Raw genomic sequence first — 26139 nt, 5'->3', positions numbered from 1 at the left:
GCTGCCTAGCTAAGACTCGCCCACAAATACCCTGCCGCCATCGTCCGATGCGGCTTGTACTGCCCCAGCCATGCCTGCGTGCGCGCCCCGTCCGGCTTGCCCGTTTCCCCCAGCAGGCGCCCCAGCGCGCTGCGAATCGCCACATCCCCGTCGAGCGAACAGTCCGCATACCCATAACCGCGCAGCAGCGTGTAATTCACGGTCCACGGTCCGATCCCCTTGATCGCCAGCAGCGCCGCAGCAGCATGCGCCGGATCGTCGTCCTGGGCTAGCTGCAGGTCGCCCTCGACCACCATGCGCGCCACGCGCAGCAGCGTCTCGGCCTTGGCGCGCGAGAACTTGCGGCTTGTCAGGTCCTCCAGGTCGAGCCGCGCGACGTCCACGGCTTCCGGATAACACCACAGGGCGCTGCTGTGCGCACGTCCGGCCTGTCGGATGAACGTACGGCGCAGGCTGATCGCAAACGGTAAATTGATCTGCTGGCCGATGATGGCCCAGGTGAGCGCCTCGAAGACGCTGGCCGACTGGACGACGCGCAGCCCCGGCCGGCGTGCCACCAGCGGCCCGAACACGGGATCGCCCGCCACGAAAGCGTCGAAGGGCGCGGGATCGATGCGCAATGCCAGGATGCTGCGCAGGGCCTCGTGCGCGAGCGCCAGCGTAGCAGCGTCGAGTTCGCCATCGGCGTCGATGCGGCACTGCGCCGCTTGCGCTGTCAGCGTCACATCCAGCAGCACCGGAACACCACCGAGCAGCACGGCCTTGCGGAGTCGTTCGCCATCCACCTGTTCCGCGAGTCCTTCGGCATCGCGTGCGTGAAACGCGAGGACGTCGGCGCTGCGGTAGTTGTCGGGCAGCGCAATCGACAGCGCCTGCGTCGTCATGGCTTGCCGGCAACGGCCGTCGTCTGGCGCCCAAAGCGCGGCACGAAGCCCGTCACCAGGGCTGTGCCGACCAGCACGGTCGCCGCGCCGGCGAGGGTATGCCAGCCGACGGCCTCACCCAGGAACAGCGCACCCCACAGGATGCCGAACACGGGACTGATGAAAGTCACCGTCAGGGCCGAGGTCGGCCCGACTTCGTCGATCAGGCGGAAATAGATCAGGTAGGCGATGCCGCTGCAGACGATGCCCAATGCAAGAACGGCTGCCCACACGCCCGGCGTCGGCGTGCCGGGCGACGGAAAGAAGGGCAGCGCCGGCAGCACGAACAGCGTTGCCGCCCACATCGTGCCGTGCGCATTGGCGAAAGGCTCGACCGATTTGGCCGACTTCGCGTACAGGCTGGCAATGCTGTAGCACAGCGCCGCAGCCAGCACCGCGGCAATGGCCAGGCCGGCACCGGGAAGGCGCGAGACGTCGTCGAAGCCGACCAGCAAGGCCACGCCCGCCATGCCCAGCACCAGTCCGATGCCGCTCTTAAAGGTGATCGCCTGGCGCGCCCACAGCGCCCCGATCAGCGCGCCCCACATCGGCGCCGTCGCGTTCAGCACCGACAGCACCGAGGCAGTGAGCGTGCGCGCGCCGTAGGCGACCAGCAGGAAGGGTAAGGCGGAGTTGAATACACCGAGCATCAGGTAATGCTTCCAGTTGGCGCGCAGGTCGAGACGCTTACGCAATACCAGTCCCACCGCCAACAGAAAGAGTGCCGCGGACAGCACCCGGTATTCGATCAGCACGGCCGGTCCCAGCACCGGCGCGCCGATGCGCAAGAAGAGGAAGGAGCCGCCCCAGATGGCGGCCAGCAGCAAGAGGCGCAGGAAATTGGCGGTGTTCATGGGTCGATGTCAAGGGCGGAAGCACAGGGTGGCGCACGGCGCACGGCCGCGCAAGCCGTTTATTGCTGGCGTGTCAAAGGGCGCAGACTTCGCCTGTGGCCGGCTGCGGCGCGGCGGAGTGCGGCACCAGCATCGCCGGAGGCACGCCATTTTTAATCGCCGTCATTTCGGCCAGGATCGCGATGCCGATTTCGGACGGCGTCTTGCTGCCGATGTAGAGACCGATCGGGCCGTGCAGGCGGTCCAGCTCCGCCTCGGAGAGGTCGAACAGTTTGAGGCGTTCGCGCCGGCGCGCATTGTTCAGGCGCGAACCGATCGCACCGACATAGAAGGCCTCGGATTTGAGCGCTTCCATCAAGGCCAGATCGTCGAGTTTCGGGTCGTGGGTGAGGGCGACGACGGCGCTGCGCGCATCCAGGCGCGCTTCGATCACGAGGTCGTCCGGCATCGTGTGCACCAGTTCGATGCCGGCCACGTTCCAGTCGGCGCGGTACTCTTCGCGCGGGTCGCAGACGATCACGCGGTAGTCCATGGCGCTTGCCACTTGGGCCAGGAAGCGCGACAGCGGGCCGGCGCCGATGATGAACAGGCGCCAGCGCGGCCCGTGCACGGTGTACAAGGCTTCGTTTTCCACACGCAGCACGCTGCCCGGGTTGGCGTGCGCCAGGGTCACGGCGCCGCTGTTGAGGTCAAGGCGGCGTTCCAGTAATTCGCCGCCTTCGAGGCGCTGCAACAGTGCGCGCATGCCGCTGCCTGCACCCAGCGGCTCGATCGCCAGCTCGATGGTGCCGCCGCAGGGCAGGCCGAAGCGGTGGGCGTCGTCGGCGCTGATGCCATAGCTGACGATGTGCGGTTTTGCATCGGGCGAAATGCCCTGTGCGCGTACGTTCTCGATCAGGTCGTCCTCGATGCAGCCGCCGGAGACGGAGCCGATGACGCGGCCATCGTCGCGCACCGCCAGCGTGGCGCCGATCGGACGCGGGCTCGAGCCCCAGGTTTTAATGACGGTGACCAGTTCACAGCGGTGTCCAGCATCGAGCCAGCTTGCGGCGGTCTTGAGTACGTCGAGGTCGAGGCTGTCCATGGTCTGCGCGGGCGCTGCTGGTGAGGGATGTCAATGATACAAAAAAAGCGTTCGGGGCGTCGGCGGGGTGAGGAGTCGCTTAAGGCACCAGGGCTTTTTTGCTCGCCTTCTTTGCCTTCACATCCTCGATCGCGAGCTCCATCGCCGTCAACCTGGCCGCGGTCGACGGGTGGTTGGCGGTGAAGCCATTCGCCACGCTGGCCGGGTAGGCCGACGCGAAGCGCTTCCAGAACGCCGGAGCGCCTTCGATGCTGTAGTCGGCACGGGCCAGCAGGAAGATCGCGAGGCGGTCGGCCGCTGCATCGAGGTTCGACGGCATGGCCTTGATGCCGGCGCTGCCGTTGATCATCGCCATGTCCGGGCTCATGCGCGTCAGGTTGTCGATCACACTGTCGAGCGTGGCCTGGTTGCGCTGCGCTTTCGGGTGATCGAGCATGTTGTGCGCCATCGTGCGTGCCAGTACATAGGCCAGCTCGTCGTCGCTGCGCGCCATATTCAGCATGCCGCGCGTAACCATGATGCGCCCGCCGTCGGCATACGCGTTGACGTTGTCGCCGTTGCCCAGTTCGATGCCGTAGCCGCAGGCGCGGGTGACGGGGATACTGAGGTCGCGCGGGCGGCCGTCGCGATCGATTGTCAGCGGCAGCGTCGGGTTGGCCGACATCAGCGCGCCGAAGACGGAACCGACCGTGGACGGCGCGGCAGGCCCCGTCGGCAGCGGCTTGCCGCCGGCCGCGACCAGGTCGTCTCCCAGGCGCAATCCGGCTTTCGCCGCACCGCTGCCGGCCAGTACGCCGGTGACCTGCAGCCGCTCGTCCATGCCGAAGGCGACGTGCGCGGCCTCGTTGTAGACGCCCGGGTAGGAGTGGCGGTTCTTCGCCGTGAAGCCGAGCAGATTGCGCGCGTGTTTCGTGCACAGCCCGGCATTGTCGATCAGGAGTGGCGCCGCCACGCGGTACAGGCGGTCCTGCATTGCCGCCATCTTGGTCAGCGTGTCGGCCGCGGCGGACATTTGCGGCGTGAGCGGCGTGCCTTGCGGGGTTTCGGTGACGGGGGCGGTGCTGCCGGGCTGGCGCAGCGGGGCCTGGGTGCCGCAGGCTGTCAGCAGCAGGGAAAGGGCAACACCAAGCGCGGCTGGGCGCAGACGATCAATGCGAATCATGGTCCTCCTCATTATTGTTTTCCGGTGCTGCCGAAGCCTTCGGCGCCCCGTTCGCTCGATGCAAACTCGTCGACGACATTGAAGCCCACCTGCAGGACGGGCACGATCACCAGCTGCGCCAGGCGCTCCAGCGGTTGCAGCGTGAACGCGGCGTGGCCGCGGTTCCAGGTCGAGACCATCAGCTGGCCCTGGTAATCGGAGTCGATCAAGCCTACCAGATTGCCCAGAACAATGCCGTTCTTATGGCCGAGTCCACTGCGCGGCAAAATCATTGCCGCATAGCCCGGATCGGCCACGTGAATGGCCAGGCCCGTCGGCACCAGCACGGTCTGCCCGGGCGCGAGATTGATCGGCGCATCGATGCAGGCGCGCAGGTCGAGGCCCGCGCTGCCGGCAGTGGCGTAGGCCGGCAGCAGGTCTTTCATGCGCGGGTCGAGGATTTTGATATCAATCGTTTTCATGCTTTTTTTCTTGGATGGGTGAATCAGGTCAGCAAGGAGCGCTGTTCGAGCCGCTTGCCGATTTCGGACACCAGCTGGCGCGCCAGTGTCAGCTTGTCGGCGCGCGGCAGCACGGTATGGCCCTGTTCGTCGAACAGGACAATCGCATTGTCATCCTGGCCGAAGGTGTGGTGCCCGATGTTCCCGACCAACAGAGGGATGCCTTTGCGTTCGCGCTTGGCGGCGCCGTATTCGACCAGGTTTTCCGACTCGGCGGCAAAGCCGACGCAGTAGGGCCAGCCCGACAGCGAGGTGGTCGCGGCCACCGAGGCCAGGATGTCGGGGTTCTGCACGAACTGAAGTTCAGGCGCGCCGCCGCCCTCCTGCTTTTTCAGTTTCTGGTCGCTGGCATTCGCCACCCGCCAGTCGGCCACCGCCGCCACGGCCACGAACACGTGCTGGCCCTCGACCCCCGCCATTACGGCATCCATCATCTGCCCGGCCGAGAGCACGTCGATGCGGCGCACGCCGTAGGGCGTGGGCAAAGCTGTCGGGCCCGACACCAGCGTCACCTCGGCGCCGGCTTCGCGCGCGGCACGGGCGATCGCATAGCCCATCTTGCCCGACGAGAGATTGGTGATGCCGCGCACCGGATCGATCGCTTCAAAAGTAGGGCCGGCCGTGATCAGCACCCGCTTGCCTGCCAGGATCTTGCGCTGGAACGACGCAATCAGCTCGTCGAGCAGCTGCTCGGGCTCGAGCATGCGCCCGAGGCCCGTTTCGCCGCAGGCCTGTTCGCCGGCGCCCGGGCCGAAGATCTTGACGCCATCCTCGCGCAGGGTGACGACGTTGCGCCCGGTCGCCGGGTTCTGCCACATCTCGACATTCATTGCCGGCGCAACCAGCAGCGGCACGCCGTGAGGGCGCGCCAGGCACAGCGTCGAGAGCAAATCGTCGCAGGCGCCATGGGCGAGTTTTCGGATGAAATCGGCCGAGCAGGGCGCGACCAGCACGGCGTCGGCGCCGCGCGTGAGGTCGATGTGCGCCATGTTGTTGGGCATGCGCGCATCCCACTGGTCCAGCCAGACCGGGTTGCCGGAAAGCGCCTGCATGGTGACCGCGCCGATGAAATGGGTGGCGGCCTCGGTCATGACGACGTGTACCTGCGCGCCTTGCTTGATCAGCGCGCGGCACAGTTCCGCCGCCTTGTAGCAGGCGACGCCCCCGGACAGGCCGAGAACGATTTTTTTGCCCTGCAGGTCCATGCTCATGTCGGACTCCTCATTCAGTCTGCAGTGCTTAGTTCTTGTTCACGCGCCGCAGTTCGTCGACGATGAACAGGAAGGCGCCGATCGAGATGCCGATGTCGGCGACGTTAAAGGCAGGGAAGTGGCCCCAGCCGCGCCAGTAGAAGTCGAGAAAGTCGATCACGTGGCCGTAGGCGATGCGGTCGATCACATTGCCGACCGCGCCGCCCAGGATCAGGGCCAGTGCCAAGCAGAACAGGCGCTGGCCGGGGTGACGCTTGAGCAGGTAGAGGATGAAACCGATGGCGCCGACCGCGATCGCGGTGAAGAACCAGCGCTGCCAGCCGCCCTGGTCGCCCAGGAAGGAAAAGGCCGCGCCCGGGTTATACACCAGCACCAGGTTGAAGAAGCTTGTGACCGGCAGCGTTTCGCCATAGGTGAACAGTTTCGAGACGGTGATCTTGGTCAGCTGGTCGATCAGGACGATGATGAACGCGATGCCCAGCCATGGGGTCATGCCGGCGCCGGATTTTTTGTGGACGGTCGTGATGCTTGGTTTTTTCTTGGTTGCCATGGGATCTCAGGTCGGATGGTAAAACCGCCATGCCGCTGTGAAGGCGGCATGGCGGTCGGTGCACGACTGCTTATGCGAAGCGGCGTGCTTCGCCGGCGCCGAACAGGTTGCTCACACAACGGCCGCACAGGCCCGTGTGCTCGTGGTTGTGGCCGACGTCGCGGCGGTAGTGCCAGCAGCGCTCGCATTTAGGCGCGCTTGACGCCGTCACTTGCACGGCCTCTTCAGCCTCGTTCGCCGCCTGTTCGACGGTCGCCTGCGAGGTGATGAAGACGAACTTCAGGTCGTCGTCCAGGCTCGCCAGCAGCTCGTGCTTGGCGCCTGCCGCCTTGATCGTCAGCTCGGCCTGCAGCGAGGAGCCGATCGCACCCGAGGCGCGCACTTCCTCCAGCTGCTTCGTCACGTCGGCACGCACTTCGCGCAGCAGCGCGTACTTGGTCAGCAGCGCTTCGGCGTCCGGCAGTTCCGGGAAGGTCCACAGCGTCTGGGTGAAGATGGTTTCATCACTCTCGGCATAGGCTTGCTGGCCCGGGAACACGGCCCAGGCTTCCTCGGCGGTGAAGGACAGGATCGGCGCCATCACGCGCAGCAGCGCGTGCGCGATATGCCACAGCGCGGTCTGGGCCGAGCGGCGCGCTTGTGACTCCACGCCGCTCGTGTACAAGCGGTCCTTCAGGATGTCGAGGTAGAAGCCGCCCAGGTCTTCCGAGCAATAGTTCTGCAGGCGCGAGACCACCGGATGGAATTCGTAGCGGTCGAAGTGCGCGGCGATGTCGTTTTGCAGCTGCGCCATCGAGGCGATCGCATAGCGGTCGATCTCGAACAGCTCCGCCACCGGCACCGCGTGCTGTGCCGGGTCGAAGTCCGAGGTGTTCGCCAGCAGGAAGCGCAGCGTGTTGCGGATGCGGCGATACGATTCGGTCACGCGCTTGAGGATTTCTTCACTGATCGACAGCTCGCTCGTGTAATCGGTCGAGGCCACCCACAGGCGCAGGATGTCCGCGCCCAGGGTGTCCGAGATCTTTTGCGGCGCCATCGTGTTGCCGAGCGATTTACTCATCTTCTTGCCGTGCTCGTCGACCGTGAAGCCGTGGGTCAGCAGCGCCTTGTAGGGCGGCGTACCGCTCAGCATCGACGAGGTCAAGAGGGACGAGTGGAACCAGCCGCGGTGCTGGTCCGAGCCTTCCAGGTACAGGTCGGCCGGGAAGGTCGACTGCTGCGCGTGCGAGCCGCGCAGCACGGTCTGGTGCGTGGCGCCCGAATCGAACCAGACGTCGAGCGTGTCCTTGTTCTTCTCATACAGGTCCGCGTCATCGCCGAGCAGTTCCCGTGGGTCGAGCGTCTGCCAGGCATCGATGCCGTTCTGTTCGATCAACTTGGCGACTTGTTCCAGCAGCTCGGGCGTGCGCGGATGCAATTCTCCCGTTTCCTTGTGGATGAAGAAGGCCATCGGCACGCCCCACTGGCGCTGGCGCGACAGGGTCCAGTCCGGACGGTTCTCGATCATGCCGTGCAGGCGCGCCTGGCCCCAGTCCGGGAAGAACCGGGTTTTCGCGATGCCGGCCAGCGCCGCTTCGCGCAGGGTGGCGCCGCCGTCTTTCGGCGTGAGGTCCATGCCGGCGAACCACTGGCTCGTTGCGCGGTAGACGATCGGGGTCTTGTGGCGCCAGCAGTGCATGTAGCTGTGGTCGAACATTTTCAGTTCGAACAGCGCGCCGGCGGCGGTCAAGGCCGCGCAGATCGGCTTCGAGGCTTCCCAGATCGTCAGGCCGCCGAACAGCGGCAGGGAGGAGGCGAAGCGCCCATCGCCCATGACAGGTTTCAGGATGTCGTCGTCCTGCATGCCGTGCGCTTTGCACGAGATAAAGTCCTCCAAACCATAGGCCGGCGCCGAGTGGACCACGCCGGTGCCGCTTTCGGTGGTGACGTAGTCGGCCAGGTAGACAGGCGAGCTACGGTCATAGAACGGATCGGCCGCGTGCATCGGGTGCTTGAAGCGCATGCCCTCGAGTTTGTCGCCCGTGGTGGTGGCGATGATCTTGCCCTCCAGCTTGTAGCGCGCCAGGCAGGACTCGACCAGGTCTTGCGCCAGGATCAGCAGCAAGGGCTGGCCGTCGCGCTCGGCTTGGACGAGGGCGTAGGTCACTTCCGGATTCACGTTCAGCGCCTGGTTCGACGGGATCGTCCACGGGGTCGTGGTCCAGATCACGATGAAGCCGTTCATGGTCGGCAGCGTCTGCACACCGAAGGCGGCCGCCAGTTTTTCTTCTTCCGCGAACGGGAAGCCGACGTCGATCGCCGGATCGCGCTTGTCCTGGTATTCGACTTCCGCTTCGGCCAGGGCCGAGCCGCAATCGAAGCACCAGTTGACCGGCTTGAGGCCACGGTAGACATAGCCCTTGTCGAGCAGTGTGCCCAGCGCGCGCAGCTCGTCGGCCTCGTTACCGTAGGCCATCGTCATATAGGGGTTTTCCCATTCGCCGAGCACGCCCAGGCGGATGAAACCGGCGCGCTGGCGGTCGATCTGTTCGAGTGCATAGGCGCGCGCCTTTTGCAGCACCTCGGCGGTCGGCAGGTTCTTGCCGTAGAGTTTTTCGATCTGGATCTCGATCGGCATGCCGTGGCAATCCCAGCCCGGCACATACGGCGCATCGAAGCCGGCCATGGTGCGTGACTTGACGACCATATCCTTCAAGATTTTGTTCACGGCGTGACCGAGGTGGATGTCGCCATTCGCATACGGTGGACCGTCGTGCAGCACGAAGGTCGGGCGGCCAGCCGCGGCCTTGCGGATGCGGTGGTAGACCTTCTTGTCCTGCCATTGCTGGACCCAGCCCGGCTCACGCTTGGCGAGGTCGCCGCGCATCGGGAACGGGGTGTCCGTCATGTTGACCGGGTATTTGCTTTCAGGCTTTTTGGCTGCCTTCGGGGCGGGCGCATTCTGTACGGGTTTGCTGTTTTCGGACATAGATTTCTTCGGTAAGGGAATGCAGGTATGGCTGTGCGGTAGGGACCGTCAGCCGCGCGGGACATGGGCGCCCTCGCGTCAAATTCGGTCAGTGGCGGTCAAGGCGCCGGCGCGGGCGGCGCTGCGCGGATCGTGGCGCAGCGTGTGCGCGGCGAACCAGGCACGCGCCTGCTGCGCGTCGCGGTGGATCGCGACGGTCAGCGTGTCGAGGTCGACATATTTTTCCTCATCACGCAGTTTTTCCAAAAATTCGACGCGCACCAGCTTGCCGTAGCACGGGCGGTCATAATCGAAGATATGTACTTCGAGAAGCATGCGGCCCGCGTCCTCGACGGTGGGACGTACGCCGAGGCTGGCGACCGCCGGCAGGGGCGTCTCGGCCAGGCCATGCACTTGCACCACGAAGATGCCCTGCAGGGCGGGGCGGTGCATGACGCGCAAATTCAAGGTCGGGAAGCCCAGCGTGCGTCCCAGCTTGGCACCGTGGATCACGTGGCCGGACATCGCGTACGGGTGGCCGAGCAGGGCGCCGGTGGCATCAAGGTCGCCCGCCGCCAGCGCGGCGCGCACTGCGGATGACGAGATGCGCTGGTTGCCTTCGCGTACTGTGGGAAGCGTTTCGACCTGGAACCCGTGGCGGCGACCGGCTTCCTTCAGCATCTCGACGTTGCCGGCACGCTTGGCGCCGTAGCAGAAGTCGTCGCCCACCATCAGCCATTTGACGTGCAGGCCATCGACGAGCACGCGCTGCGTAAAATCGTCCGGGGAGATGGAAGCGAATTGTTCGTTGAAGTGTTCGACGATGACGCGGTCGATGCCGGCCTTGGCCAGGTCTTCTAGCTTGTCGCGCAGGTTGGCGATGCGCGCCGGGGCGCGGCTGAGGTCGCCGCTGCGGCGGGCAAAGTATTCACGCGGGTGCGGTTCGAACGTCATCACCGCCGCTTCCAGTCCCAGCGTCTGGCTGGCTGCCCGGACGCGCGCCAGCAAGGCCTGGTGGCCGCGATGGACACCGTCGAAATTGCCGATCGTGAGTGCGCACGGTGCGCGCGCCGCGTCGTTGGGAAGTCCGCGAAATACCTTCATTGGTGGTTCCAGAGTGCCCGGCAAGCCTGCCACGCATGTCGTGGTCAACCATGCCGCGGGGCGAAAAGCTTGATTATACGGTAAAGGCTTGTTGCAATGCGGAGAGACAAGGGGGGCTAGGTCTGCGACTGCGGCACGACACGGGCGAAAAAAAACGCCGCCTGCGAACAGGCGGCGTTTCATGTGGCGTGAGGCGCGATCGGGATCGCGCGACAGACGCGCTCTGCTTATCCAGCCAGTGGCTTGTTGATCGCCATTATCCAGTAGCGAGCCAGCTCGGCAGTGCCTTCTTTGCCGCCGACGCCGCGCAGGGTGCTGATCGCCTGCTGCTTCTTGCCGGCCGCGGCATAGGCTTCGCCCAGGCGCAGCTTGGCTTCGTCCGGGTAGCGCAGGCCGCCGGCCTTGATCGCCGCTTCCATCATCTTCAGGCCCTTGTCGGTCTGGCCAGCCTGCACCAGGCCGTAGCCGAGGCCCACCAGGCCGTCGTTGTCCTTGGCAGCCGTGTATTCGGCTTCCGTGGCAGCGGCATCCTTGTTGCGATCGGCCAAGCTCTTGTCGGCCAGGTCTTTCAGGCGCTGGTGACGGGGTGCGTCAGGACCGGTGCCCAGGGCGCCGGCCTTGTAGCCCTTGTCGATGATCTTCAGTGCTTCAGCCGGAGCCCGGGCTTGCAGGACGAGCTGGGCCATTTCCATGTACTCGCTCGGCTTCTTCAGCAGGCCGTTCGCCAGCTTCAGGCGGTAAACGTCGACCGACAGGCGGCTCGAGAAGCCAGGCTTACCCTGCACGCGGTTGAGCAGGTCGTTCCAGTACTGGGCTTTCGGATAATTGGCCGCCAGCTTTTCGATGGTGTTGACGTAGCCGACCTTGTCGTTCTTCTTGAGCTGGATGTTTGCCAGCATACCGAGCATGTCTTCGCTCATGCGGCCCGATTTCTCGGCGTTGCGCAGCTCGGTTTCCAGGGCAGAAATATTGCCCTGCTTGTAATAGTTCTGCAGCAGATAGGCGCGCAATTTTGGATCGTCGCCGTTCTTGAGCTGGCGCTGGATCGCTTCGTTTGCCTTGTTCAGTTCGCCACCGCGCATGTAGATGCCGATCAGGCCTTCCGAGAACTGGCCACGCTCGCTTGCCGACAGCTTGCCGGAGGCAATCAGGGCCTCGAAGGCATTGGCAGCAGTGCCGTAATCGCCGGCCGACGAAGCAGCAGAGGCGCGCACGCGGTCAATCAGGTAGCTCTCGTGCGCGGTCTTGCCAGCGACTTTGTCCGCTTCGCGCAGTTTCGCCAGGGCGTCTTTGTGCTTGCCCTGTTTCATCAATGCCTGGGCTGCCTGCAGTTGCTTGCCGACTTCGGCACGCACTGCTTGTGCATGGGCGGGAGCGAGGCCAACGATTGGGGCTGCTGCGGTGAAGCCGAGGGCGGCCAGTGCGAGGCCGAGGTGTGCGAGACGGAATTTGCTCATCGTGGAAAATCCTCTTTGAAAATGGACACGGCAGGGAAACCCTGCCGTGTTGTTCAAGCTTGATGCGATTACTGGAACTGTTCGTTACCGACCATGCCGATCTTCGTGACGCCGAGACGTTGGGCCGTTGCCATGACACCGGCAACAACCTTGTACTCGACCAGCTTGTTCGGACGCAGGTGCACTTCCGGCTGGTTCGGCTGGCTAGCCACTTCATTCATCTTGGCTTCCAGCGTTGCGCGATCAGTAATCGCAGCGCCATCCCAGAGGATGGTGCCGTCGAAGTCGACGTCGATCGTGACAACTTGCGGCTTTTCAGTCTGCGGTGGTGGGGTACCCACCGGCATGTTCAGATTGACCGAGTGGTTTTGCTTCGGAATCGTGATAATCAACATGATGATCAAGACCAACAGAACGTCGATCAAGGGCGTCATGTTCATTTCCATCATCGGCTCCGGATCGGCTGCCTTGGAGGAGCCTGAACCTACGTTCATACCCATGGTGTTTCCTTTTCAAATAACTGGGTGCAAGTTGCGGCGCCAGATGTGCATCCGACGCCGCAGCTATATTTAGCCCTTGTCAGGTGGTTCGAGAACGAAACCGACCTTTTGCACACCAGCACGTTGTGCCGTGTAGATCACCCGACCGATTGCTTCGTAGCGGGTAGCTTGGTCGCCACGAACTTTCACTGCAGGTTGCGGCACTTTCACCGACTGCTCCGCGAAGAACTTGAACAACTCGTCCGTGTTCGCGATGCGGCGCTGGTTCCAGAACATTTCGCCGTCTTTGTTGACGGTAATGTTGATGTCTTCCGGCGCGGTCTTGGTGACCTGGTTCGTTTCCGCCGGCAGAGCAACCTTTTGCAACTGCAGGACCACCGGGCTGGTGATCAGGAAGATGATCAGGAGAACCAACATGATGTCGACAAGCGGCGTCGTGTTGATCTCTGACATCACGGCATCTTCTTCTCCGCTATCGGAGCCCACACTCATTGACATGATTTATCCAATCTTTTTGGCCGACGTCGCAGCGCGCGCAGCTTCCGAAGTGTTCATCGCGCCCGACACCAGAACCGAGTGAACGTCGGCGCTGAACGAACGGACATCTTCCATGGCCGACTTGTTACGACGGACCAGCCAGTTGTAACCCAGGACGGCAGGAACAGCAACGAACAGACCGAAGGCGGTCATGATCAGTGCTTCACCAACTGGACCAGCAACCTTGTCGATCGATGCGTTACCCGACATGCCGATGGCGGTCAGTGCGTTGTAGATGCCCCAGACGGTACCGAACAGACCGATGAACGGCGAGGTCGAACCGACGGTTGCCAGGAACGACAGGCCATCTTGCAGACGCGACTGAACGCGGTCCACAGCGCGCTGGACCTGCATGGTCACCCAGGTCGACAGGTCGATCTGCTCGAGCAGGGCGCCGTCGTGGTGCTGGGTTGCCTTGGTGCCGGTTTCAGCGATGAAGCGGAATGGCGAGCCTTCTTTCAGGGCAGCCGAACCAGCAGCGATCGAGTTGGCTTTCCAGAATTTCTGGGAAACTTCCTTCGACTGGCGCATGATCTTCGATTGGTCGATCAGCTTGGTAATGATGATGTACCACGAACCCATCGACATCAGCGACAGGATGATGATCGTGCCCTTGTTGACGAAGTCGCCTTCTTCCCACATGGCCTGGAAGCCGTATGGGTTGTGGACTTCTTCTTTGGTCTCGCCAGCGGCGGCGGCAGGCGCTGCGCCTTCGGCTGCAGGAGCAGCGGCGGCTGCGTCGGCAGCTGGTGCTGCTGCGTCAACAGCAGGAGCGGCTGCTGCGTCTGCCGGTGCGGCCGGAGCGGCTGCTGCCGGTGCGTCAGCGAAGGCTGGTGCGGAGACCAGGGCCGATGCTGCCGTCACCGAGAACAGGACTGCCGCCAGTACAGCGGACAAACGGGTATTCTTAAACATGCTTCCTCCAGAAATATAAAAATAAGTTCGCTGATCTAAAGACAACGAAAATCAGAGTTGTGAGACGATCTTCTGTCTCGGTTATTGTTCCAGCGACCAGACGTACTGTACTGGGACCCAGGCCTGTTCAGGCTGACCATTGACCATTGCCGGTTTAAAGCGGCATTTGCCGATAGCACTCTGCGCTGCACGGTCCAGATCACGCGATCCACTCGACTTCTGGATCTTGGAATCGACCATCCGACCATCGACGCCGATCAGGAACGAAATCGTCGTCGTGCCTTCTTCTTCGTTACGAGCCGAGGCTTTCGGGTATTCCGGTTTCGCACAGGTGCTGAAGTCAGCCACTGCCGCAGTACGGCTAGGACCAGCAGGCGCTGCCGGCGCGGCGGCAGGTGGCGCCGGCTGTGCCGGAGGAGCCAGGCTCGTCGTCGGCGGAGGCGTGCTCGTCGCTGCGGCGATCACGTTCTGCGGCGGTGGCGGCTGCTGCACTTGAACCTCGACCGGCGGGATGAACGGAGGCGGTGGAGCCTTCATTTCCGGCGGCGGCGGTGGCGGAGGAGTCTCCGGTGGGGGTGGTGGTTTCACCTCTTCGATCAACTTCGTTTCCACTGCTTCCTGCACCTTCGTGATCACCTTTGTACCGAGACCATTGATGATCCCCCAGCCGACCAGGACGTGCAACAGGACCACAATGGTGATACCAGTGATGTTCTTCCCCGGTTCCTTCTCATGTGAAAAATTCATGCCTGCTTTCTCCAATACCAACTCTTTTTGTTGCTACTAAACCCACTAAACACGACGAAATGACAAGGCCGTATCCGGGACATCGGCGAATTATACCTACGAATTCTTTTTTGCACAGGTATTTTTAGGAGGCCAAAACGGAGGTAAACGCTTGTTAAAACAGGCGATCCTGCTCATCCGGACGCACCTTGGCTGTGCAAAAAAACGCAGGTGAACCATAATCAAAATTACAACATTGCGGCATGAAACTGACGCACTGTAGAAGATGTGGAAAGAACGGGGTGTTGGCAAAATATTGCACGTCTATTTTGCGTAAAGGCAAATAACATATAGTGCAATGCTGAGCTTTTTGCGAACTATAGCCAGTTTTGGCAAAGTGGAGCGTTCGCCAGCGCACGGAACTGGTGCAAATACGGGGCGGGGAGTATGACTGGAGGTGATGGCTTGCTGCTGAGTCGCTATGTCTTGACCTGCATCAGGAGACGATTTCCTCCAGGCATGTACCCGATGATGGGGCGGCCTGGAGGCGGGTGTCGAGGTTGACGGTATGCTAGCGGTGACGCTTCTCGCGCCGGCAATCGAGAAAGCTGACGACATGGCCGCTCGTGTCGACTGTCTCAAGGCGTACGTCGAAACCCCACAGCCGGGCCACATGCTTGAGCACTTCCTGGGCCTGGTTGTTGAGCGGGCGGCGCTGGAACTGGGTGTGACGCAGGGTGAGCGCGCGGTCGTCGCGGGTGTTGACCTGCCAGACCTGGATGTTCGGCTCGCGGTTGCCGATGTTGTACTGTTCGGCTAGCTGCTGGCGCACATAGCGGTAGCCGGCTTCGTCGTGGATTGCGGAGATGGTCAGCTTGTCGCTGCGGTCGTCATCGAGCACGGCGAAGAAGTGAAACTCGCGGATCAGCTTGGGTGACAGGTATTGGGCTATGAAGCTCTCGTCCTTGAAATTGCGCATCGCAAAGTCGAGCGTTTTGATCCAGTCGCTGCCGGCCATGTCCGGGAACCAGGCCCGGTCTTCGTCGGTCGGGTTTTCGCAGATACGCCGCATGTCGCTCATCATCGCGAATCCGAGCGCGTACGGATTAATGCCGCTGTAATAGGGGCTGGTCGCGGCCGGCTGGTAGACGACATTGGTATGGCTTTGCAGGAACTCGAGCATGAAGCCTTCGCCGACGATGCCCTCTTTATATAGGTCCTGCAAAATCGTGTAGTGCCAGAAGGTAGCCCAGCCCTCGTTCATGACCTGGGTCTGGCGCTGCGGATAAAAGTACTGCGAAATCTTGCGCGTAATGCGTACCAGTTCGCGCTGCCAGGGTTCGAGCAGCGGCGCGTACTTCTCGATGAAGTACAGCAGGTTTTCCTCGGGTTCGAGCGGAAAGCGCGGGGGCGGAGTATTGCGCTCTTCTTCCTCGCGCCGGGGCACCGTGCGCCACAGGGCGTTCACCTGCGACTGTGCGTACTCTTCACGCTCCTTCTGGCGCGCCGCCTCCTGCGCCACCGACAGCTTGGCCGGACGCTTATAACGGTCGACGCCGTAATTCTGGATCGCATGGCAAGAGTCGAGCAGGTCCTCGACGGCATCGATGCCGTAGCGCTGCTCGCATTCGGCAATGTAATTCTTGGCAAACACCATGTAGTCGACGATCGCCTCGGCATCGGTCCAGGTGCGAAACAGGTAATTGCCCTTGAAGAATGAGTTATGGCCATAGGCGGCGTGCGCGATCACCAGCGCCTGCATCGTCAGGCTGTTTTCCTCCATTAAGTAGGCAATACAGGGATCGGAGTTGATGACGATCTCGTAGGCCAGTCCCATCTGGCCGCGCTTGTAACTCTTTTCGGTCGACAGGAAGTGCTTGCCGAAGGACCAGTGGTTATAAGACACCGGCATGCCGACCGAAGTGTAGGCATCCATCATCTGCTCGGCGGTGATGATCTCGAGCTGGTTCGGATAGGTGTCGAGGCCAAATTTTTTGGCCACGCGGCGAATTTCCTCGTGGGCCTGCTCGATCAGGTCGAAGGTCCACTCCGACTGTTCCGGCAAAGCGCGCGGGTTTTTGGTGCGGTCGTCTGGCATATGCGTGCCTCTGGTTACTTGGGCTGCTTTTTAAACAGTTCGCGGAAAACCGGGTAGATGTCGGCCGGCGTCACGATCTTTTGCATGGCGAAATTCGAATGGTGCGCGGCGACCTCGGTGTATTGCTCCCACAGGTTCTGCGGCGGACCGTCGGTGATTTCGACATAGGTGTAGTACTGCACTTTCGGCATGATGCCGTGGTCCAGCAACTGCTTGCACAGCACCGAATCGTTGTCCCAGTTGTCGCCATCCGAAGCCTGGGCGACGTAGGCGTTCCAGTCGGAGCTCGAATAGCGCTCGCCGATCACCTTCTGCAGCAGGTGCAGGGCGGACGACACGACGGTGCCGCCCGACTCGCGCGAGTGGAAGAATTCGTCCTCGTCGACTTCGGCCGCGGCTGTATGGTGGCGGATGAAGACGACGTCGATGCGCTCGTAGACGCGCTTGAGGAAGAGGTAGAGCAGGATGAAGAAGCGCTTCGCCGTGTCCTTGCGCGTTTCGTCCATCGAGCCGGAGACGTCCATGATGCAGAACATCACGGCTTGGGTACTCGGTTTCGGCACCTTGATGCGGTTGCTGTAGCGCAGGTCGAATGGATCGATGAAGGGAATCGCGTTGATGCGGGTGTGCAGGTGGTGGATTTTGCGCTTCAGTTCGATGACGCGCGGGTCGTCTTCAGGCACTTCGGCATCGAACAGTTCCTGCAATTCCTGCTGCAGCTCGCTCGCTGCGCGCCGGCTCGGACTGCCCACCGCGATGCGCCGGCCAAGCGCGCCGCGCAGGGAGCGCAGCACATGGATGTTCGAGGGCGTGCCCGAGACGTTGTAGCCGGCGCGCTGGGTCTTAAAATCGATCGTCTGCGTGAGCTGGGTCTTGATCATGTTCGGCAGCTCGAGATCTTCGAAGAAATAATTCATGAATTCTTCGCGCGAGAGCTCGAAGATGAAGTCGTCCTCGACCGTCTGGTCGCTGTTGCCGGCGCGGCCACGGCCGGAACCGCCGCCGCCGCTGCGCGGGCGGTTGAACTGGTCGCCCTTCTGGTATTCCGTATTGCCCGGGTTAATTGTTTCCCACACGCCGCCATGGGCGTGGCCAAAGTGCGGCTCGCTGACGTCCTTGACGGGGATAGAGACTTTTTCGCCGTTCTCGATGTCGGTGATCGAGCGGCCCTTGATCGCGCGGCCGACCGCGTCCTTGATTTGCGCCTTGTAGCGGCGCAGGAAGCGTTCGCGGTTCACCGCGGACTTGTTCTTACTCTGCAAGCGTCGGTCGATGAGGTAAGTCAAAACATGCCTCCTGTTAAAACCGCTGCGGACCGCCAACCGCGCGGTCCCCCTATCTTAATACGCAGCGTGCATAAGCGGGTGGCGCACGGCTGGCAGGGTGGTCAAAAACGCGCGAAACGACGGTTGGCGCACTGCCTGCCGACGTTTCGATGCGGGCAAGCACATAGATGGAGCCGGAGGGGCAACGCCGGATGTGCACGCGTCGCCCGTGTCCGCCTTCCTTTACGACGACTTCCTGACGCGCAGATACCATTCGCACAGGAGCCGCACTTGCTTGGCCGTATAACCTTTCTCGACCATGCGGTTGACGAAGTCGGCGTGCTTTGTCGCATCCTCCGCACTCGCCTTGGCGTTGAACGAAATAACCGGCAAAAGTTCCTCGGTATTCGAGAACATCTTTTTCTCGATGACGGTGCGGAACTTTTCGTAGCTGGTCCAGGCCGGATTCTTGCCGCCGTTGGTTGCCCGGGCGCGCAGGCCGAAGTTGACAATCTCGTTGCGGAAATCCTTCGGGTTCGAAATCCCGGCCGGTTTCTCGATCTTTTCCAACTCGGCATTGAGCGACTCGCGGTCGAAACTCTCGCCCGTGTCCGGATCGCGGAACTCCTGGTCCTGGATCCAGAAGTCGGCAAAGGTCACATAACGATCGAAAATGTTCTGGCCGTATTCCGAATAGCTTTCCAGGTAGGCGGTCTGGATTTCCTTGCCGATGAAGTCGACATAACGCTGGGCCAGGTGCTCTTTGATATAAGAGTGGTAACGCTGTTCCTGTTCAGGCGGGAACTGCTCGCGTTCGATCTGCTGTTCCAGCACATACAGCAGGTGCACCGGATTGGCGGCCACTTCGGTATTGTCGAAGTTGAAGACTTTCGACAGGATCTTGAATGCGAAGCGCGTCGACAGCCCGTTCATGCCTTCGTCGACGCCGGCATAGTCGACGTATTCGTGCAACGATTTCGCTTTCGGATCGGTGTCCTTCAGGTTCTCGCCATCGTAGACCAGCATCTTCGAGTAGACGCTCGAGTTTTCCGGATCCTTCAGTCGCGACAGGATGGCGAACTGCGCCATCATGCGCAGCGTTCCCGGTGCGCAGGGCGCCCTTTCGAGCGAGGAGTTGCGGATCAATTTATCGTAAATCTTGATCTCGTCGGAAATGCGCAGGCAATAAGGCACCTTCACGATATAAATTCGGTCGAGGAAAGCCTCGTTGTTGCGGTTGTTGCGGAAGGTCTTCCATTCCGACTCGTTCGAGTGCGCCAGGATGATGCCTTCGAAGGGAATCGCGCCAAAGCCCTCGGTGCCCTTGTAGTTGCCTTCCTGGGTCGCCGTCAGCAAGGGGTGCAGGACCTTGATCGGCGCCTTGAACATCTCGACGAATTCCATCAGGCCCTGGTTCGCCAGGCACAGGCCGCCGGAATAGCTGTAGGCGTCCGGATCGTCCTGCGAATAATCCTCGAGCTTGCGGATGTCGACCTTGCCGACCAGCGAGGAAATGTCCTGGTTGTTTTCGTCGCCCGGCTCGGTTTTCGAAATCGCAATCTGCTTCAGGATCGACGGGTAGCGCTTGACGACGCGGAACTTGTTGATGTCGCCGCCGAACTCATGCAGGCGCTTGACCGCCCATGGGCTCGGGATCGAGCGCAGGTGGCGGCGCGGGATGCCGTAGTCTTCTTCCAGGATGACGCCATCCTCGTCCTCGTTGAACAAGCCGAGCGGCGACTCGTTCACCGGCGAACCTTTGATGGCATAGAAGGGGACTTGTTCCATCAGGTGCTTGAGCTTTTCGGCAATCGACGACTTGCCGCCGCCCACCGGTCCCAGCAGATAGAGGATCTGCTTGCGCTCTTCCAGGCCCTGGGCCGCGTGGCGGAAGTAAGAGACAACCTGCTCGATCACTTCCTCCATGCCGTAGAACTCGCGGAAGGCAGGGTAGATCTTGATGATCTTGTTGGCAAAGATGCGCGAAAGGCGCGGATCGAGCCGGGTATCGACGAACTGTGGCTCGCCGATGGCAGCGAGCATGCGTTCCGGCCCGCTGGCATAGGTCAGCGGATCCTTCTTGCACATGGCAAGGTATTCGGACAGGGAATACTCTTCTTCACGGGTGCGCTCGTAACGGGCTGCGTAGTTGTCAAAAATGGTCATGTGCATGTCCTTTAGTTTGCTAACAACGATCACTGTCACGGCAGTCGATCCATAGATCGACTGCTCAGGTCCCGGTAGTCTTGGCGTGTTACGGATACCTCGTTCGACCTGCTGCGCGCCGGATTGGCCAACGTTTTATTGGCCGTGTGTCCGTTCGCGACGGTTTCCCGAAGTTCCACCCGTTGGGCGGGTCGTCCTGGTAGCGCCGCGACGTGCACGGCGGCTCAGGCGGATTGTTCTTTTTGAGCCGGCTTGTGGCCGGATGTCCCGTAGATGAAGGGTCTTTTTTTGTTTCTTAAATTTATTATGTGCCTATTGGTTCTCGAAGTCAAAGCAGTATCGTGACCGAGGGTGTAACACCTGTAAGTGTTTGATTATTAACCAAAAACAATATATTTAACGTTCGTGCTGCCGGCGCTGAAAGGGCCAATCGGCGGAAATTTTTTATGCGTGCCGTATGGCTATGTCCACACATCTTTACGGATGGGATGACGAAAACAATGTGCCGATAGTGCACGATCCGGCGCGCTGGCGGCGCACGCGAAACGGCGGTTTTTTCGGACTCCTGCCCAATGAAAACTGAGCCGTGGCGGCATGCGGTACACTTGTCGGCCCTGCCCTGAAAAACCGCCTTTGACGGAGAACATCCATGCTGAACGAGCAGCTGCGCCAGACCATTGAACAGATGCCGAAGGCCGAATTGCACATCCATATCGAGGGCTCGCTGGAGCCGGAACTGATCTTTGCGTTGGCGCAAAGAAACAGCGTCTCGCTGCCTTATCCATCGGTCGAAGCGTTGCGCCAGGCCTACGCTTTCAGCGATTTGCAGTCCTTCCTCGACATTTATTACGCCGGTGCCAGCGTCTTGCTGACCGAGCAGGATTTCTACGACATGACGGCCGCCTACCTGGCACGCGCCGCCCTTGATAATGTGCGCCATGCCGAGATCTTCTTCGATCCGCAGACGCATACCGCGCGCGGCGTGCCGTTCGAGACGGTCATCAACGGTATCTCGCGCGCCTGCCAGGAGGGGCCGATCAGCGCCTCGCTGATCATGTGCTTCCTGCGCCACCTGTCCGAGGAAGAAGCGCTGGCCACGCTGGACGAATCGCTGCCGCACCGGGACAAGTTCATCGGCGTCGGCCTGGATTCATCTGAAGTGGGCCATCCGCCGGAAAAATTTGCGCGCGTGTTCGAACGCGCGCGCCAGCTCGGCCTGCGCCTGGTCGCGCATGCGGGCGAGGAGGGGCCTCCCGCCTACATCGAAAGCGCGCTCGACGTGCTGCAAGTGGAGCGCATCGACCACGGCGTGCGCTGCCTGGAAAGCCCGGAACTGGTCGAGCGCCTGGTACGCGAACAGATGGCGCTGACCGTTTGCCCGCTGTCGAACATCAAGCTGCGCGTGTTCGACGTGATGGGCAGCCACAACCTGCGCACCTTGCTCGACAAGGGGCTGGCGGCGACCGTCAACTCGGACGACCCGGCCTATTTTGGCGGCTACATGAACGACAATTTCATCGCCGCCTTCGAGGCGCTGCCGCTGGACGCCTCGCACGCGCGCCAGCTCGCCCGCAACAGCTTCAGTGCGGCCTTCCTTGCACCCGAGCAGAAGCGCGCCTTCCTGGCCGAGGTCGACACTTTCTTCGCCACCGCGCCGTCTGCGGCCCATTAAGGAAACCAACCCATGCTGATGCAGTCCCTCCGCATGACCGCGCGCGACTGGCGCGCGGGCGAACTGCGTTTCCTGCTGGTCGCGCTGATTGTCGCCGTCTCGGCCTTGTCTTCGGTCGGCTTCTTCATCGACCGCATGCGCGCTGGTCTGGCGCGCGACGCCAACCAGCTGCTCGGCGCCGACCTGCTGGTCAACAGCGACAATCCCGTGCGGCCCGCCTGGCGCCAGGAAGCCGAGCGGCGCGGCCTGCTGTTGGCCGATACCGTCACCTTCCCCAGTATGGCCCAGGGCGGGGAGGGCGAGACGTCGCAGGCCCAGCTGGCCTCGATCAAGGCCGTCTCGCCAGGCTACCCGCTACGCGGCGTACTGCGCATCACGACCGATCCGGCGCAGGCCAGCGCGGCGCGCGGCACAGCGGCACGCTCGGTTCCCGCACCTGGCACCGTCTGGGTCGACGCCAACCTGCTGCCGGCACTGAACGTCAAGGTCGGCGACGCGCTGCAAGTGGGCGAACGCCGCTTTACCATTACCCAGCTGGTCGCGGCCGAACCGGACCGCGGCGCCTCGTTCGCCAATTTCGCGCCGCGCGTGATGCTCCCGCTCGGGGACCTGAAGTCGACCGGCCTGGTGGATGACTTTGCGCGCGTGACCTACAAGCTGCTGGTGGCGGCGCCTTCGAACAACGACCTGGCGCGGGTGCGCGATTTCGAAACCTGGCTGCGCGCGCGTATCGCGCAAGACAACGTCAAGGGCGTGCGCATCGAGTCGATCGAAAACGGCCGTCCGGAGATGCAGGCCACGCTCGACCGCGCGGACCGCTTCCTGTCGCTGGTCGGCCTGCTGTCGGCCATGCTGGCGGCGGTGGCCGTGGCGATGGCCGCGCGCCGCTTCATGCAGCGCCACCTCGATGCCTGCGCCATGCTGCGTTGCCTCGGTATGACCCAGAACGGCGTCGGCGCCATGTACCTGATCGAATTCGCGCTGGTCGGCCTGGCCGGCAGCGTCATCGGCGTGCTGGTGGGGTTTGGCGCGCACTTCGTGCTGTTGCAGCTGATCGGCACGCTATTGCCGCCGGACCTGCCGCCGGTATCCATGCTGCCGGCGCTGCAAGGCATCGCCACCGGCATGCTGCTGCTGGTCGGCTTCGCGCTGCCGCCCGTGCTTCAGCTGCGCAACGTGCCGCACAACCGCGTGATCCGGCGCGAGCAGGCCGCGCCGCAGCCGATGGCGCTCGCCACCTATGGCCTGGGCATCGGCGTGTTCGTCGCGCTGCTGCTGTGGCAGGCCGGGGATCCGAAGCTGGCCTTGCTGACGGCCGGCGGCTTCCTCGGCGGCTTCGCGGTCTTTGCGCTGGTGGCCTGGCTGTCGCTAAAACTGCTGCGCCGCCTGCGCGGCCTGTCGACACACCAGGGCTGGCGCTTCGCCGTCACCTCGCTGCAGCGCCGCCCCGGCGCGACCATCGTGCAGGTGGTGTCGCTCGCGCTTGGTCTGATGGCGCTGCTGTTATTGACCGTGGTGCGCGGCGACCTGGTCGCAGCCTGGCAGCGCGCAACGCCCGAGAACGCGCCGAACCGCTTCGTCATCAACGTGCTGCCCGAGCAGCAGATCGACGTAACGCGCCGGATTGCCGCCGCCGGTGTCGACAAGCCCGTGCTGTACCCGATGATCCGCGGCCGCCTCACCGCCGTCAACGGCAAGGCCATCACCTCTGGCACCTACACGGCCGACGACGCGCGGCGCCTGGCGAACCGTGAATTCAACCTTTCCACCATGGCGCAGGCGCCGGAAGGCAACGAGATCGTCGCAGGCAGCTGGTTCCGCGACGCCACTGGTGTGTCCGAAGCCTCGGTCGAGCAGGGCATCGCGAAAACCCTGGGTCTGAAGCTGGGCGACGTGATGCGTTTCGATATGGCCGGCATCGTGGTCGACGCGAAGGTGACGAGCCTGCGCAAGCTGGAATGGGGTTCGATGCGCGCCAACTTCTTCGTCATCATCAATCCGCAAGCGATGACGAATGCGCCGGCGACCTACATGACGGCCTTCCACCTGCCGCAGCAGGGCGCAGGACTGGCCAATACGCTGGCGCGCACCTACCCGAACCTGACCGTGATCGACGTCAGCGGCATCATTCGCCAGGTGCAGGACGTCGTCGACCAGGTGGTCGTGGCGGTCGAGTTCCTGTTCCTGTTCACGCTCGCTTCCGGCGTGCTGGTGCTGTACGCGGCGCTGATGGGATCGCAGTCCGAGCGCACCCGCGAAGCGGGGCTCTTGCGCGCGCTGGGCGCGACGCGCAAGCAGCTGGCGCAGGCGCAGCGCATCGAGTTCGTGCTCGTCGGCGGGCTGGCCGGTTTGTTGGCCGCGAGCGGCGCGGCGCTGCTGGGCTGGGCGCTGGCGACCTACCAGTTCAAGTTCCCATGGACCTTCGAGCCGGGCGTCTGGCTGGCCGGGGTCGTGGTCGGGGCGCTGTGCGCGCTGGTCGGCGGCTGGCTGGGCCTGCGCAGCGTGCTGCGGCAGCCGCCGCTGCAGACGCTGCGCGAAGCAGGCTAACAATATTCGGCGTTCCGCGTGGGGCGAAGCAGGGAATTCGGACAGCATGGCTGTCCGCCTGTGAAGCGCCCTGCCCGACAGGGCAGGGCCCGGGGTGCCCACCCTACTCACCGTCAGACATCCCGTTGCGCTATCATGGCAGGATGTCCGAGAACCAAACCCTGTACCACACCATCGGTGGCGAAGCGCGCCTGCGCGAGCTGGTCGACCGCTTTTATGACCTGATGGAGCTGGAGCCTGAATTTGCCGGCATCCACGCCCTGCATCCCACGCCGAACGACAGTTCGCGCGAAAAACTCTTCATGTTCCTGTCCGGCTGGATGGGCGGCCCCGACCTGTTCGTCGAACGCCATGGCCACCCGCGCCTGCGCGCACGGCATCTGCCGTTCGGGATCGGCACGAGCGAGCGCGATCAGTGGCTGCGCGCCATGGCCTGGGCCATGGAAGACATCGGCATGGACGAGGACCTGCGCATGCGCCTGATGCAGTCCTTCTACCAGACCGCCGACTGGATGCGCAACAAGGCCGATTGATGTCCACTGCTGAATTTGCCCTCTTGCTGGTCGCCCTGCTGGTTGTGGTCGTTCTACAAGTGCTGCTGTTACTGCGTGCGCGCGGCGGGGGCGACAACAGCGGTCTCGCTTTTGAGCGCGTCGAGCGCGAACTGCGCCAGGAGCTGCAGCACAGCGCCCAGGCGACGCGCCAGGAACTGACCGGCCACATGGCACAGCACCAGGGGGCAACCATCGGGCAGTTGGAGACCATGCGCCAGCAGATGCAGCTGCATGCGGCCGGCGGGCGCGAGGAGCAGGCGCGGTCACTGAAACGCTTCGCCGACACGCTTCAGCAGACGCTGACCAACCTCACCGAATCGAATGCCCAGCGCATGCTGGAAGTGCGCGCGACGCTCGAACACAAGATCCGCGACCTGCAAGTCGACAACGCGAAACGCCTGGAAGAGATGCGCCAGACGGTCGACGAAAAGCTGCAGACGACGCTGGAGACGCGCCTCACCGAATCGTTCCGCCAGGTCTCGGAGCGGCTGGAAAAGGTGCACCAGGGTCTTGGTGAAATGCAGCAGCTGGCGATCGGCGTGGGCGACCTCAAACGCGTGCTGACCAATGTGAAGACGCGCGGCACCTGGGGCGAAGTGCAGCTCGAGATGCTGCTCGAGCAGGTCCTCACAAGCGACCAGTATGCGAAAAACGTCGAGACCGTGGCGGGTACGAATGCGCGCGTCGAGTTCGCCATCAAGCTGCCCGGCGTGACCGACGGCGGCGCGCCGCTATGGCTGCCGATCGACGCCAAGTTTCCGAAAGAGCAGTACGAGCGCCTGCAGGACGCGCAGGACCGCGCCGATGCCGAGGGCGTGGCGAAATACGGCGCCGAGCTCGAACGCGCGGTGCGTACCGAGGCAAAGACGATTTGCGAAAAATACGTCTCGCCGCCGCAGACGACCGACTTTGCGATCCTGTTCCTGCCGACCGAAGGCCTGTACGCCGAAGTCATGCGTCGCCCCGGCCTGGCCGACGACCTGCAGCGCACGCTGCGCGTGACAATCTCGGGGCCGTCGACCTTGTCGGCGCTGCTCAACAGCCTGCAGATGGGCTTCCGCACGCTGGCGCTGGAAAAGCGTTCGTCGGAAGTCTGGCAGGTGCTGGGCGCGGTGAAGACCGAATTCGGCAAGTTCGGCGACGTGCTGGCCGCGACCAAGCTGACGCTGGAGAAGGCGGCCAGGAACATCGAAAACGCCGAGGTCCGCAGCCGTCAGATGGCGAAGAAGCTGAAGTCGGTGGAAGCGCTGCCGAGCGAGGCGGCGCAGCTGATGTTGGGGGCGGAAGCCGAACGGGACGAATAAGGATCGGCGCCATGATGGCGCCAATTTTATTGATGAATTCGTTCGGTGGACGGGGAGCCCGTC

Annotated in this window: 21 protein-coding genes; 4 read left to right on the top strand and 17 right to left on the bottom strand. The window is 62.8% G+C overall.

The annotated features are described in order from the left end of the window. Nucleotides 1-5: 5 nt before the first annotated feature. From ACHAC9_RS10770 to ACHAC9_RS10690, 17 genes are all read right to left on the bottom strand, one after another. Nucleotides 6-884, bottom strand: coding sequence for a DNA-3-methyladenine glycosylase family protein (locus ACHAC9_RS10770; protein ID WP_435759950.1), 879 nt, complete (start codon nucleotides 882-884; stop codon nucleotides 6-8). Further along, nucleotides 881-1777 carry a DMT family transporter gene (locus ACHAC9_RS10765; protein ID WP_435759948.1) on the bottom strand — a complete coding sequence of 299 codons (897 nt, stop codon included), beginning with the start codon at nucleotides 1775-1777 and terminating at the stop codon, nucleotides 881-883. Before ACHAC9_RS10765 ends, ACHAC9_RS10770 begins: the two co-directional genes overlap by 4 nt. 73 nt (nucleotides 1778-1850) lie before the next feature. Next, a complete protein-coding gene (locus ACHAC9_RS10760) occupies nucleotides 1851-2861 on the bottom strand; it encodes an XdhC family protein (RefSeq protein WP_435759945.1) in 1011 nt (336 codons plus the stop codon). Between the two features lie 79 nt (nucleotides 2862-2940). Then, nucleotides 2941-4023, bottom strand: coding sequence for a M48 family metalloprotease (locus tag ACHAC9_RS10755; protein WP_435759942.1), 1083 nt, complete (start codon nucleotides 4021-4023; stop codon nucleotides 2941-2943). A gap of 11 nt (nucleotides 4024-4034) precedes the next feature. Further along, nucleotides 4035-4484, bottom strand: coding sequence for a dUTP diphosphatase (dut, locus tag ACHAC9_RS10750; protein WP_435759940.1), 450 nt, complete (start codon nucleotides 4482-4484; stop codon nucleotides 4035-4037). A 23-nt stretch (nucleotides 4485-4507) separates the two neighbouring features. Further along, nucleotides 4508-5728, bottom strand: a complete 1221-nt coding sequence (coaBC, locus tag ACHAC9_RS10745; protein ID WP_435760063.1) for a bifunctional phosphopantothenoylcysteine decarboxylase/phosphopantothenate--cysteine ligase CoaBC — start codon at nucleotides 5726-5728, stop codon at nucleotides 4508-4510. A gap of 34 nt (nucleotides 5729-5762) precedes the next feature. Beyond that, entirely contained in the window at nucleotides 5763-6284 is a 522-nt protein-coding gene (gene lspA, locus ACHAC9_RS10740; protein WP_435759938.1) for a signal peptidase II, read from the bottom strand. Between the two features lie 70 nt (nucleotides 6285-6354). Continuing rightward, on the bottom strand, nucleotides 6355-9252 hold the full coding sequence (gene ileS / locus ACHAC9_RS10735) for an isoleucine--tRNA ligase (protein WP_435759936.1): 2898 nt from the start codon (nucleotides 9250-9252) through the stop codon (nucleotides 6355-6357). 78 nt (nucleotides 9253-9330) lie between these two features. Then, nucleotides 9331-10335, bottom strand: coding sequence for a bifunctional riboflavin kinase/FAD synthetase (locus tag ACHAC9_RS10730; RefSeq protein ID WP_435759934.1), 1005 nt, complete (start codon nucleotides 10333-10335; stop codon nucleotides 9331-9333). A gap of 227 nt (nucleotides 10336-10562) precedes the next feature. Continuing rightward, nucleotides 10563-11792 carry a tetratricopeptide repeat protein gene (locus tag ACHAC9_RS10725; RefSeq protein WP_435759932.1) on the bottom strand — a complete coding sequence of 410 codons (1230 nt, stop codon included), beginning with the start codon at nucleotides 11790-11792 and terminating at the stop codon, nucleotides 10563-10565. Between the two features lie 68 nt (nucleotides 11793-11860). Continuing rightward, a complete protein-coding gene (locus ACHAC9_RS10720) occupies nucleotides 11861-12292 on the bottom strand; it encodes an ExbD/TolR family protein (RefSeq protein WP_435759930.1) in 432 nt (143 codons plus the stop codon). 69 nt (nucleotides 12293-12361) lie between these two features. After that, nucleotides 12362-12790, bottom strand: coding sequence for an ExbD/TolR family protein (locus ACHAC9_RS10715; RefSeq protein ID WP_435759928.1), 429 nt, complete (start codon nucleotides 12788-12790; stop codon nucleotides 12362-12364). Nucleotides 12791-12793: 3 nt separating this feature from the next. Further along, nucleotides 12794-13744 (bottom strand): MotA/TolQ/ExbB proton channel family protein, encoded by a 951-nt coding sequence (locus tag ACHAC9_RS10710; protein ID WP_435759926.1) that lies wholly within the window; start codon nucleotides 13742-13744, stop codon nucleotides 12794-12796. Nucleotides 13745-13825: 81 nt separating this feature from the next. Next, complete coding sequence (locus ACHAC9_RS10705) at nucleotides 13826-14491, bottom strand: energy transducer TonB (protein ID WP_435759924.1); 666 nt, start codon at nucleotides 14489-14491, stop codon at nucleotides 13826-13828. A 550-nt stretch (nucleotides 14492-15041) separates the two neighbouring features. After that, nucleotides 15042-16568: a SpoVR family protein gene (locus ACHAC9_RS10700; RefSeq protein ID WP_435759922.1), complete on the bottom strand. Its 1527-nt coding sequence runs from the start codon at nucleotides 16566-16568 to the stop codon at nucleotides 15042-15044. 14 nt (nucleotides 16569-16582) lie between these two features. Then, nucleotides 16583-17854 carry a YeaH/YhbH family protein gene (locus ACHAC9_RS10695; RefSeq protein WP_435759920.1) on the bottom strand — a complete coding sequence of 424 codons (1272 nt, stop codon included), beginning with the start codon at nucleotides 17852-17854 and terminating at the stop codon, nucleotides 16583-16585. A 222-nt stretch (nucleotides 17855-18076) separates the two neighbouring features. Beyond that, the gene (locus tag ACHAC9_RS10690) at nucleotides 18077-19999 is read right to left on the bottom strand and encodes a PrkA family serine protein kinase (protein WP_435759918.1); all 1923 of its coding nucleotides are present in this window, start codon (nucleotides 19997-19999) and stop codon (nucleotides 18077-18079) included. 649 nt (nucleotides 20000-20648) lie between these two features. Between ACHAC9_RS10690 and ACHAC9_RS10685 the strand changes: the two genes are divergently transcribed. The 4 genes from ACHAC9_RS10685 to ACHAC9_RS10670 all read left to right on the top strand — a co-directional run bounded on the left by ACHAC9_RS10685 (nucleotide 20649) and on the right by ACHAC9_RS10670 (nucleotide 26076). Next, entirely contained in the window at nucleotides 20649-21671 is a 1023-nt protein-coding gene (locus tag ACHAC9_RS10685) for an adenosine deaminase (RefSeq protein ID WP_435759916.1), read from the top strand. Nucleotides 21672-21683: 12 nt separating this feature from the next. After that, nucleotides 21684-24218 carry an ABC transporter permease gene (locus ACHAC9_RS10680; RefSeq protein ID WP_435759914.1) on the top strand — a complete coding sequence of 845 codons (2535 nt, stop codon included), beginning with the start codon at nucleotides 21684-21686 and terminating at the stop codon, nucleotides 24216-24218. Nucleotides 24219-24361: 143 nt separating this feature from the next. Next, nucleotides 24362-24751, top strand: a complete 390-nt coding sequence (locus ACHAC9_RS10675; RefSeq protein WP_435759911.1) for a group II truncated hemoglobin — start codon at nucleotides 24362-24364, stop codon at nucleotides 24749-24751. Next, on the top strand, nucleotides 24751-26076 hold the full coding sequence (locus tag ACHAC9_RS10670; RefSeq protein WP_435759909.1) for a DNA recombination protein RmuC: 1326 nt from the start codon (nucleotides 24751-24753) through the stop codon (nucleotides 26074-26076). The genes ACHAC9_RS10675 and ACHAC9_RS10670 overlap by 1 nt, the downstream gene beginning before the upstream one ends. Nucleotides 26077-26139 lie beyond the last annotated feature (63 nt).

It is taken from the genome of Massilia sp. CMS3.1 (genome assembly GCF_051262535.1).
GTDB lineage: Bacteria > Pseudomonadota > Gammaproteobacteria > Burkholderiales > Burkholderiaceae_D > Telluria.
Note: the sequence above shows the minus strand (reverse complement) of the source record. Positions and strands in the feature narration are given on the sequence as shown.